The organism is Pseudoalteromonas sp. Angola-4 (assembly GCF_028599265.1).
Lineage (GTDB): Bacteria > Pseudomonadota > Gammaproteobacteria > Enterobacterales > Alteromonadaceae > Pseudoalteromonas > Pseudoalteromonas atlantica.
Genome location: NZ_JAQREK010000019.1, coordinates 1 through 13,128 on the forward strand (window position 1 = coordinate 1; position 13,128 = coordinate 13,128).

General features: G+C 42.8%; 3 protein-coding genes. All 3 read left to right on the plus strand.

Features of this window, described 5'->3' with window-relative positions:
* Positions 1 to 83 precede the first annotated feature (83 nt).
* Genes PSH48_RS17555 through PSH48_RS17565 form a run of 3 tightly spaced genes read left to right on the plus strand, consistent with a single transcriptional unit; the run spans position 84 to position 13,122 of the window.
* Positions 84 to 9,698 (plus strand): T1SS-143 repeat domain-containing protein, encoded by a 9,615-nt coding sequence (locus tag PSH48_RS17555; RefSeq protein WP_273611974.1) that lies wholly within the window; start codon positions 84 to 86, stop codon positions 9,696 to 9,698.
* Positions 9,695 to 11,815: an ATP-binding cassette domain-containing protein gene (locus PSH48_RS17560; RefSeq protein WP_273611975.1), complete on the plus strand. Its 2,121-nt coding sequence runs from the start codon at positions 9,695 to 9,697 to the stop codon at positions 11,813 to 11,815. Before PSH48_RS17555 ends, PSH48_RS17560 begins: the two co-directional genes overlap by 4 nt.
* Positions 11,815 to 13,122, plus strand: a complete 1,308-nt coding sequence (locus tag PSH48_RS17565; RefSeq protein WP_273611976.1) for an HlyD family type I secretion periplasmic adaptor subunit — start codon at positions 11,815 to 11,817, stop codon at positions 13,120 to 13,122. The genes PSH48_RS17560 and PSH48_RS17565 overlap by 1 nt, the downstream gene beginning before the upstream one ends.
* Positions 13,123 to 13,128: the final 6 nt, after the last annotated feature.

Consider the following 13,128-nt stretch of genomic DNA (forward strand, 5'->3'; position numbering starts at 1 on the left):
AAAATGGCGAGTATGTTACTGATCCGATTGATGCAAGCGCACTAAACGACGGCACACTCACTGCTACAGCCAGCGTATCCGATGTGGCAGGTAACCCTGTTACAGCTGAGGATACAGTTGAACTTGATAACACCGCAGCGCTCACAACCAGCATTGATAAAACCGCCGACGGCGTGATTAATGGCAACGGCGAAAGCGCCGCCATGGTTGTGCGTGGCACGGTTAGCGATGTGGAAGACGGCCAAACCGTGACGGTGATCATCAGTGATGGCACAAACCAAGTTGAAACCGCGGCGCTTGTGCAAAACGGCGAATACGTTACTGATCCGATTGATGCAAGCGCATTAAACGACGGCACGCTCACCGCTACAGCAAGCGTGTCAGATTTAGCGGGTAACCCGATTTCAGCACAAGATTCAGTCGAACTTGATAACACTGCAGTTATTACAACCAGCATTGATAAAACCGCCGACGGCGTGATTAATGGTAATGGCGAAAGCGCCGCCATGGTTGTGCGTGGCACGGTTAGCGATGTGGAAGACGGTCAAACTGTGACGGTGATCATCAGTGATGGCACAAACCAAGTTGAAACCACGGCGCTTGTGCAAAACGGCGAATACGTCACCGATCCGATTGATGCAAGCGCACTAAACGATGGCACACTCACTGCCACAGCCAGCGTATCCGATGTGGCAGGCAACCCGATTTCAGCACAAGATTCAGTCGAGCTTGATAACACCGCAGCGATCACAACCAGCATTGATAAAACAACCGACGGCGTGATTAACGGCAACGGCGAAAGCGCCGCCATGGTTGTGCGTGGCACGGTTAGCGATGTGGAAGACGGTCAAACTGTGACGGTGATCATCAGTGATGGCACAAACCAAGTTGAAACCACGGCGCTTGTGCAAAACGGCGAATACGTTACCGATCCGATTGATGCCAGTAGCCTAGATGATGGTACGCTCAGCGCTACAGCTACGGTAAGTGATATAGCAGGCAATAACGCAACAGATACAGATACAGTGACTCATGATAAAACAGCTGTGACCAGTATTGATGTGGCAACCGGTGATGATGCATTTATTAATACCGCAGAGCAAGAAAGCGTGGTAGTAAGTGGTGTGATAGAAGAAGCTGATGCTAACCAAACAGCCACGGTTGTCTTTACCGATGTGAACGGAGACAAAGTCACTGTTGAAAACGTAGCTATTAATGCAGATGGTGAGTGGCAAATAGCGGCTACGGATATTTCAACGCTAGCAGATGGTGAAATTACAGCGAGTGTTAGCGCATTAGACGTTGAGGGTAATTTAGCCACAAACGAAACCAGCTTTACTAAAGACACCACAGTTGCCGTAACGGTAGATATAAACGATACAAGTGACAACGTAATAAACGGCAATGGTGAAAACACCAATGTTGAAATCACTGGAACTACAACCGGCGTTGAAGATAACCAAACAGTCACGGTGGTTGTAAAGGATGCAGCGGGTAATGAGCGCAGCTTTGAAGCGACGGTTATTAATAATGCCTACACGATTACCGGTGCTGATTTATCAGGGCTAGATGACGGTACATTAACCGCCACAGCCACCGTAAGTGATGTTGCAGGCAATACCGCAACCGATACAGACACAGCCATTCACGATAAAACCGCAGCAACCACCATTGAAATGGCAGCAGGCGATGACGTTGTTAATACTGATGAGCAGGGTAATGTTGTAGTAAGCGGTGTAATAGAAGAGGCTGATGAAAATCAAACCGCCACGGTGGTCTTTACCGATGTAAATGGTGACAAAGTCACAGTCGAAAATGTAGTTATTAATGCCGCGGGTGAGTGGGTAATTAATGCCACTGATATATCAGAACTTGCTGATGGAGAGATTACCGCGGAAGTGAGCGCACTTGATATTGAGGGCAATTTAGCGACTAATTCAACAACTTTCACTAAAGACACCACCATTAATATTGATATTGATACTGGTGAAAGCGGCATTAACAGTAGATCATTTAAAGACGGTGAAGTAACCACGTTAAATGGTACAACCGATGCTGAACCAGGTTCTATCGTTACACTTACGATTTTTGATGGCACTACTAGTGAAATAGTGACTGCAGCAGTAGCAAATGGTGGAACTTGGACTGTTAACGGTATAGATGTATCTGAGCTTGATGATACACAGTCGTGGACTATTACAGCAACCGTTACCGATTCTGCAGGAAACACAGCGCAAGATATCGCACCCACATTAGATGCGCTTGATAGCCAAACATTAAACGAAAGTAATACTGCAAGTGGTGGCACAAGCTCAGCGACTAGTTCAATAGAAATAGATAACGCTGACCTTACATTAAGTACAAATCAATCTGGCCTTGAAGGCTTAACGGTAGATGGAAACCCTGTAACTGTTACCTTAGCAAATGATGGTTTATCGTTAGAAGTTAAAGACTCTCAAGGCAACTTAGTGTTAAGTGTGGCGCTTGCTGGCGGTGAGCTTACTACCACGTTACATGCCCCCATTGATCATGAAAGTGAAAGTTTACTAACAGATATTTTTGTCGATGCGTTGCAAACAGATGCCGATGGCACAACCGAGCTTGTCGTTGTACCAACATCCGTTACGATTACCGACTCAGCCCCACAAAGCAGTGACGACAGCTTTACAGTCACCGAAGCAGACACTGATGCAGGTAGAGTATCAACAGGTAGCTTAGTCACTAACGACAGTGTAGTAGAGGGCGCACCAATCGTTACAAGTGTAACATTTAATGGCACTGATTATGATGTAACAACAAATACACCAGCTACGATAGTAACCGATGAAGGCACGTTAACGGTTAACAGCGATGGAAGCTGGAGCTTTAACGCGCTTGATAATCGTGATTCAACCCCTTCACCACAGTTTACTATTGAATACACAATAGCAGATCGCGACGGTGTAGGTAGCTCTACCAGTACAGCTACATTTACAGTACAAGATGGCAGTGCGGGCAGTTTTACTAACCAAGCAACCACCTACACTGAAAGTGACTACGGCGTTATTACCACGAATAACAAAAACTTTGATGTTGTGGCAGGTTCTGATGCATTAGTTGCCGATTCAATCACCTTTGATGACACTATTGCAAGTTTAGATTCGCTTAACTTAACAAGTTCAGGCTCTGCTATTACCTTTGTTTTAAGTGAAGACGGAAAAACAATTACAGGCTCAGCTAATGGCAGCGAAGTTATTCGCTTTAGCGTAAGTGCAACGCAAGATGCAAATGGCAAAGATTTAGATGCTAAGGTTCAAACAACAGTAAGCTTACCCCTTGATAACCCTAATGGAGAGAATATTGATTTTGCGCTTTCTATTAATGGGGAGGACAGTGATGGTACAGCAATCAGCGGTGCGGGTAACGTAACCATAACCGTTCAAGATGGCGGTGGGCCTCAGGTTGAAGATACCTCAGAAACACCTATTAGTATTGACGAAAGTGGTTTAGACCCCGCTAATAACACCACCGTATCTCAGCAAGGTACCGTGAGCACAACAGTTGGCAGTGACACAATTACATCGCTAGCATTCTCTAGTGATTCACAACCAAATTTAACTGCCGGTGGTGTCGCGCTTGTATACACTTTAAGTGATGATGGAAGAACGATAACGGCAAATACTGGCGAAGGTACAGAAACAATTTTTGTAGCGACGTTACCCGACATTAATGGCACGAGTAATCAAAACTTAACATACGAGTTTACGCTTTACCGTCCATTTGACAACACAATAGAAGGTACCGGCGTACCATTGCAAGTCGAAGTGATCGATAATGATGGGGACAGTAATACGACCACATTAAACATTACCGTTAATGATGGCGGGGCAGAGCATACTCAAAATGATATTACTTTAAATGTTTCTGAAACACCTAACAGCGTGGCTGACAATAACGAAGATGGAGATGGCCAAGCAAATACTGATACTGATACCTCATTTACAGTAACAGCAGGTCTTGATGATGTAGTGGACATGCAAGTTAGTATTACTGATGGGGCAGCGGTGCTTGATAGTAATGGTAATCAGCTAACGCAAACTACGCTCGATGAGAACGGTAATGCTGTCACCACAAATATTGTTTGGCAAGTTAATAGCGACGGTACCGCACAAGGTATTTTAGAAGGCACTTCAACCGAGGTCTTTAAAATCACTTTACCAGATGTAAATGTTGATGCACAAACCTCTGCCACCTATGCTATTTCATTCGAAATTTCAGGTGCAATAGATCACACAGGTGATACCACAGATGCACCGCAAATAGTGATTCCAGTGTACACAGAAGATACCGATGGTTCACAAGTTACAAGTAATGTTACGGTGACATTAAACGACGGTACCGACCCTGTAATAGCTAACTCAGCTACAAGTGTTGATGAAGCTAACCTTAGAGGTAATGACTCAATAACGGCAACAGGGCAAATTAGTGTTACCCAAGGCTCTGACGAGATTATTGAGATTAAGCTTGTAGATGACTTTATAACAACCTTTAACAACGAAGGTTACGTTACTGCAGATGGAAATAATGCAATTACATTAAACGATAAAAACGCTGATGGCTGGTATATCGCTACAGCAAGTGGCGAAGATGTTTTACGCGTTAAATTTAATCCTGATGGCTCTTACACTTACGAGCAATTTACAGCAATAGAACATCCTGATGCTAACGGAGCCAATACGAAGGATATTAGCTTTGATGTAACAGCTGTTGATGCTGATGGCGATACAAATAACGCGTCAGTAACTATTTCAATAACAGATGATACACCAACAATTGATGCAAACCCTGTTGAAGTCAATTTAGTCGAGGGGCAAAGCACGACTATTGATTTATTAGACACAAACAGCAATGACTTTGTAGGCAATGATAATAACCCAGGCGCTGATGGTGCCAAACTGTCTTCATTTAATTACGGTGGTACTGAATATACTGCGTTTGATTCAGGCAGTGATACCAACGGTAGCTATAAAGAAGTGGCTCTGCAAGATGAAAATGGTAACGATACTCAAGGTACATTGAGAGTATACGAAAGTGGTAAAGTGGTATTTGATACATCTGCATTTGATCAAACAGCAAGTGTTGATTTTAATGAACAAATTACTTACAACGTCATAGATAACGATGGTGATGAAGTGACAGGTTCGATTATCGAACTGACCACTAGTGATGCTGAAGGTTCGATGAGCGTAACAGCACAGAATATCCGTGAAGATGCAACTGATGATAATGGCATTGTAAACTCAGCGCGTAGCCAAATCATAATAAGTATTGACCGGGGAGACATAGATCAAAACGAAACAGTGAGTGAAATTAGAATAGAAGTTGCCTCTTTACAAGGCGGTGAACTTTACCTCAATGACGCTTTAGCAACGGATAACGCTAACGTTTCGATTGTTGATGGCTACTATGTATTCACTGGCGATACGATTACAATTAACGCTGATGATACAGTGACAATAAGTGACTTATTTTTTCAACCTGCGCAAAATAGTTCAGATGAAACCCAATCTGTAACTGTAAATATAGAGGCGACAATTGGCATCGGCAGTGCCTCTAGAGAGTTGTCGGCTAGTGATACTATTGCCGTTGAGTCAGTGGCCGACACCCCTGATTGGGATGACACAAACGATTACAGTTACACAACAGCAGAAGATACCGAAGCTACTATTAATATTGGCGCTTCACTGCAAGATACAGATGGATCAGAAACACTCACTTATATAATCAATAATATACAAGAGGGCTTAATTGTTAGTGCCGATGGCCGTGAACTATCAAACGGTGATGAAATAACCGCAGCAGAGGCGCAAAGCTTAACTGTCGTTGGCGAAGAGCACGTAGCAGGCACGTTTACATTTGATATTACTGCAGTTGCTACTGAAGCTGAAAATGATGATAGTGCATCATCAAACACGCAAACGGTAACGGTTGAAATAACTCCTGTTGCTGATGAACCTCGCTTATTTGTGCGAAACCAAACCGTAGATGAAGATGCGCTCACCCCAGCTATCGATTTATTTAGTGGTTTACTTGTAGATGAAGATGGCTCAGAAACACTGCGTTTTGAAGTTGAATTACCAGAAGGTTTTGAGCTAGTAGATGAAAATGGAAATGTATTAACTCAAGATACAGATGGAAATTGGCTAGTCAGTGATACAGAGCTGCAAGCAGGGAACATATTCTTAAAACAAAAAGAAGATGCCAGCCGTGCAACCGATGCTACCTTCGATATTACGGTTACAGCTATTGCAACAGAAACCAGCACCGGTGAAGAAGCACGTACACAGCCAGATACTCTACAATTAACTGTTATAGGTAAAATAGATCCGCCAGAGCTAGATGAAGAAAATAGCAATGATAACTGGGCATTTGCAGAGGTAGATGAAAACAACTTTACGCTGCAAAACACTCAAGGTACGGAAGATACTAACCTACGTTTAGATTTTTTAATTGTGACCTCTGATGTGGATCAGTCAGAAGCAATTAGCTTAGTTATTTCTGACTTACCAGACTCGGTAATGCTAGTTGATGTAAACGGCGACCCAGCAGATTTACCAATTGTTGGTACTGATGCTAACGGCAAGCCAATGTACAGCTTAACGGCTGCAGAGATGGAGAATTACTATTTAGCGCCTGTTGATGACTTTAGTGGTGAAGTTAACTTTAATATTAAAGTAGTTCCAACAGAAGCTGATGGTGATACTAATGATTACAACATTGCTGTAACCACAAACTTTAACCCAACAATCGACAATAATACGCAAAGCCTAGCAACAACGTCTGAGGGTAATGAAGATACACGCATTGCACTTAACTTTAATCCCGATTTAATCGACAGCGACGGGTCAGAAACAATAACAGGTGCCGTAATTACAGGCATACCAGCAAACACTACCTTGTATGTTGATGGCAACGAAGTGAGTGTAGGTAGCGGGTATGATTTAGCTGATTTAATTAATGACGAATACCCAACACTTGAGGATGTTTTAGCCAGCGATAGAGTGCGTTTACTGCCTGATGAGGATTTCTCAGGCACGCTTACTGTTGATGTACTTTATACCGTGACCGATACATCTGATGTAGGCAGTGTGAGCGAAGACATTAGTAGTCAAGTTACAGTAACCGTAAACGGGCAAGTTGATACCCAAAGCAGTGCCGAGCGCGATAATAGTGGTGCTGTTACCCGCCTTGAAGCAACCGATGAAACAATAACGAGCTCAAGCAGAACAATGAGCTTATCAGGTGCTGTTAGCTTTACAGAAGAAGATATCGATGGCTCTGAGGTTATTACTCATATAGAAATAATACTCCCTGATGGCGTAAATATAGAGGTGCTTCATCCAAATGGGGCGTACCCAGATGGCTCTGGCCGTTGGATTATACCTATTGATGCAGGTACAAGTGACACAGTACAAGATGTAATTAGTGACTTACTTGCTGATGTGACCTTAGAAGCGCAAAACTCTACGGGTGATATAGATGTTACTGTTAAAGCGCGCGTAGCCGATGGCAGCCACGCCGTATTATTAAGTGACAACTTTACCGTTAACTTTAGTGTAACAGGTGAAGGGAGCAGCTCAGAAGCTTCTGAAGTAGGGCAATTACAAATTTCAGTGGTTGATGCTGTAGAAGATGAAGTTGTTGATTTTACAGGCCATATTAATACCAGCTTGACTGATGATGAAAACGACACCGTGACTGTTTACATAAGCGCAGACAGCTTACCTGAAGGCCTTATTATTGAAGGTGACGGTGTTATCGCAATCCCTGGGGATGATGGTGAAGTTGCTGAGTATATTATTCCAGAAGAGTCGCTTGGCAACTTAAGCTTTACCAGTGCAGGCGATGACTACTCAGGGCAATTAATCATTCCGGTAACCATTATTGCAGTAGATGATGATAGTGGTGATGAGTATATTGATGACACTCAATCTTTAGAAATAGATGTAACCCCTGTCGCCGACGGTGGTGAGTTTAGCGCTGCTATTAACAAAATTAAAGAAGATAACCGCACCACAGCGCTTGGCTTAACGTTAGCATTAACCGATTTAAACCAAGTGGATGATGATTCAAACCCTCAGCAAAATGGGGGAGTTGAAGAGGTTGATTTCAGTCAGCCTATTACTATTACTTTACCGGACGGTGTGGGGCTATATGACCCTAATAATATGTTTACCGACAACGGCGATAACACATACACCTATAACGGGACAGAAGCAGAGTTTGCCGCTGCGCTTGCAGGTATTGGCGTTGAGCCAATTGAGGACCAATCAGGAACTGATATTGATATTCAAATAACGGCAACCATAGTTGATACCGCACAATTAAGTACAGGTACAGCTACAGCTACAACGCAAGTTACTAATACAATTAGTATTGCAGTAGAGGCGGTAACCGATGAAGCCGTATTAACAGTGGCAGATGCACAAGGGAGCGAAGATGCCGATATAGCATTAGCAGGCTTAAGCGCGCTTCTAAAAGATGATGATGGCTCTGAAACTATATCAATTACTATTTCGGGCGTACCAAAAGATGCCGTATTAAAAGACGCTGATGGTAATTTACTTGTTAATAACGGTAAAGACGGTGGCACCTTTAATGGTGAAGACACCACAAGCTGGACCGTAACTGCAGAGCAATTAGCTGGTTTAATTATTGTACCGCCGCTTGATTTTAGTGGTGAGTTTGAATTAACCCTAAATGCGCTAACACAAGACGAATCACCTGGTGAAATTGTACAAACCTCAGCCTCGTTTATCGTTGTAGTAAACCCTGAAGCGGATGCGCTCGATTTTTCTAAGCAGCCGTTTGAAAGCTACGATGGGCAAGAAGATGACACTATAACTATTGACCTTGAAGCATTTAGTGAAGAGGCTGATGGCTCAGAGACAATTCAGTTAACGGTTAATATAGCAGCCGATTCGGACAGTAGTGCTCTTGAGTATATTGACGGCGAAGCGTTTATTACTATTGGGAGTGAAACTGTATTCTTTACCAGTGATGGTAATGGCGGCTTTAGCGCAACAATTACAAGCGATAGCAGTTCAATAGAAAACTTTGACTTTAATGCCGGTGGTCTTGCGTTTGGTACATTGAACATGAGTGTCGATGTAGCAACAGTTGATAGCGCAGAAATTAATGGCGAAACAGTAACAAGTGTGGGTGATACACAATCATCAGAGTTTATTATTGAGTTAGAGCCTCAAGCTGATGCGCCTGTATGGACTGCCGCAAATGATGTTACAAGTAATTCAACCAACAATATTGCCCTAAACTTAGATGCAGACTTGCAAAACCCTGCAGCAGATGAAACCGGCTATATTGAAATTACCGGCTTACCTGATGGATACAGCTTTAACTTTGGAGAAAAAGTAGGTGATACGTGGACCGTTGATATTGCTGATATTGAAGCTCTCGAAATTATTGACGCCGATGCAGGTGATAGCTTCACGCTAACGCTTAATGCGTTTTCTACACTTAACGGTGAGACTCAACAAGCTCCCACCGAAGAGGTGGATGTGACAATTTCAGCTTCAGCAAGTAACACTTCAAGCTCAAGCGGCGCTCAAGCTCAATCATATAGTGAGGGCTCAAGTGGCAGCGACACTGCTTTTGCTCAAAGTATGAATGAAAGCCTAGACGGCGATCAAAACGTATGAAGTTAAATTTAAAACGAGAACAAATGCAGGCACTGGGCAAGCACATTGCTGATGCCCTGCATTTACGCCATCAAAGCGATAACTTGTTACTTGGTTTGCCTAGCAATGAATTTTCGGCTCATCATTTAGAACAAGCATTGAGTAATATTAATGTGAGCGCTCAGCAGCAAACTGCGCCTAAGCATTATGCTTATCCTGCTTTGGTACTCGATAAAGATGGCTATTTTTGGTTTTTTGAGAGTAAGGGACAAAGTACATTTAGCTCGCAAGATGGAGCGGAACCAAAGCAGTTAACTGATATTGATAAAGAGTTAATTTGGTATCTCTCTCACGAAGATGTAACCGATGAGCGCTCAGAAAAACTCCATACCCGTATCCCCGGTTGGCTAAGACCTGCCTGGGAGCAGGTAAAACCATTTTATAACTCATTATTATTGGCGTCACTAACGGTAAATTTACTCGCATTAGTAGTGCCACTATTTACTATGAATGTGTATGACCGTGTTGTACCCAATGCAGCGTTAGATACCTTATGGGTGTTAGCAACGGGTGCAACAATAGCGATTGTATTTGACTGGCTTTTAAAACAAGCGCGAGGGCATTTGACTGATGCCGCAGGCAGGCAAATTGATTTACGTATTAGCAGTATGTTGTACGCTAAAGTACTCGGTATGAGGCTAGAGCAGCGCCCAGCTTCTTCTGGTGCTTATGCAAAGCAAGTACAAGATTTTGATAGCGTAAGGGAATTTATCACCTCTGCAACCTTGGTCTCTGTTATTGATTTACCCTTTACCTTATTGTTTTTAGCTTTAATTTTTTGGCTTGGGGGATTAATTGTACTTATTCCTGTAGCCGTGCTTAGTATTGTTATTATTACAAGTGTTGTACTCCAAGCTAGATTAAATGAAAGCGTAGAGCAGGCATCTAAGCTATCTACCCAGCGTCAAGCGTATCTAATTGAAAATTTAAACCAACTTGTTGAGCTTAAGCAAATGAATGGCCAAGCAGGGGCACAACAAAAGCTTGAGCAAACACTCGCACAAATGGTTGATTGGCAAAATAAATCACGTCACAGTGCAACAACTCTAACGCATACCGTTTCTAGCCTCAGCCAATTTACCAGTATTGGATTAATCGTTTTCGGTGTGTACTTAATTAGTAATGGCGATATTAGTATGGGCGCACTGATTGCTATTGTTATGTTAAGTGGGCGTGCATCAGGGTCAATATCGTCGTTGGCTGGGCTTGTTTTAAAGTACAAGCAAACTCAAACGGCTATTGAGTCCGTTAAAAATATAATGGCGTTAGAGCAAGAGCAGCAAAGCGGTGAAAGTACTATTGATGCAACGTTAAGTGGCAATATTACAGCTCGTTATTTAAGTTTTCAATATCATGAGCAAGAGCTCGAAGCTATTCATAATATTAATTTTGAAATAAAGCCAGGTGAAAAAATAGGCTTATATGGACGAGCAGGGTCAGGTAAGTCAACCTTGTTAGCTATTATTGCTGGCCAGTTCCGAGCAACCTCTGGGCAGCTTTTAATAGACGATATAGATATAAAGCATTGGTCTTTGAGTGCACTGCGCAGACAAAGTGGCTGGGTAGCACAAAGCCCAAGCCTATTTTACGGCACCGTGCTTGAAAATATCACATTAGGTGCTCAAAACATAAACCCGACTGAACTCACCAAAGCGCTTGTTCAATCTGGCGTAAGCCGCTTTATAGATCGTTTAGAATCGGGGCTTGAAACCCAAGTGGGCGAATTTGGCCGATTTTTATCTGGCGGCCAACGCCAAGCTGTTTGTATTGCACGAGCGCTACTACAAAGTAATAACGCCTTACTTCTGTTAGATGAGCCTTCTTCAGCTATGGATGAAGGGCACGAAAAACTATTAATAAAAACCCTAAAAGAGCGCACCGAAACTGTGGTTATTTCTAGCCACCGTAAAGAAATGCTCTCAATTTGCGACAGAATTTTTGTCATAGACCATGGCCGATTAAAAAGTATAGAAACCCCAAAATCATTATTTAGCGAAAAAGTGTCGGGCGGCGTAAAACTGGTGAGTAAAAAAGTAACGCGAGTAAGTAATGCCAATATTGGGAGTGGGTCTAAATAATGGCTGATTTATATATGGGGCAGCTGCAAGCTGCAAAGCAAGCTAAGCGGTTGGTTATTATTGTTTTTATTTTGCTGTTTTCAGTCGTTTTGTGGGCCAAGTTTGCTAAGCTAGAAGAAGTGATTATAGGACAAGGCACTGTTATTCCTGTTCAGCGTGTACAAACAATAGAAAACCTCGACGGTGGCATATTAAAAGAAGTACTTGTACATGAGGGACAGTTAGTTGAAGTGGGCGACCCATTGCTTTTAATTGATGAAACTCGCTTTGCCGCAGCATTTGCTGAATCAAGCCAAGAGCGAGAGTCTTTACTCGCAAGGCGTAACCGCCTGTTAACAGAGCTTAAAAGTGTTGAACTTGATGATAAAAGTAGTTTTGGAGCCACTATTCAGCGCCTAGAAATACCACGAAAAGGCGTGTCGCCAGAGGTATATAGGCAAGCCTATAACACTTACACATCTCGTTTAACTCAGCTCGAGTCACAATTACAGCAGCGTACGCAAAGCTTATTGCAACAAGAGCAGGCAAGTAATGAACAACTGGCTAATATTTCAGCGTTAAAGCAAAGCTTAAAGCTTACGAGCAGAGAGGTAGAGTTAACGCAAAGCGCAGTAGATGCTGGAGCCGTTGCTGAAATGGAACTGGTTAAGTTACAACGCGATGAAATCGCAATGAAAGGTGAACTAAACCAAGCTACGGCACTGTTACAGCAGCTTAGAGCAGCCAAAAGCCAAGTGCTTGAAGAGCGTAAAGCTATTGTATTTGATTATTTAGCCGATACGCAAAACCAGCTAGATGAAGTGAGTAATGAGCTGGCTAAAATTTTGCAAAGCAGTAAAGCACTCGAAGACAGATTATTAAAAGCACAAGTAAGAGCGCCAGTAAGAGGGACTGTTAAAAATATAGTCTCGCGTTCTATCGGCAGTGTCATCGACCCTGGTGAAGTTATGATGGAAATTGTGCCGCAAAATGATCAGCTTTTAATTGATACCAAAGTACAGCCAAAAGATATTGGCTTTATCAGAGTGGGCATGCCTGCCAAAGTAAAATTTACTGCATATGATTTTGTGATTTATGGCGGATTGGAAGGCGAGGTTACTTATATCAGCGCCGATGCTCAATATTTAGAAGACGGCACCGCTTATTACCAAGCTTTTATAAAAACCACCGTAAGTCAGATTGCTCAGCAGCCTATCATACCGGGTATGCAAACTCAGGTAGATATAATTACTGGGAAAAAAACTGTTTTAGATTACTGGTTAAAACCTTTGCTAAGAGCAAAGGCAAATGCCATGCGTGAACCATAATAGGAA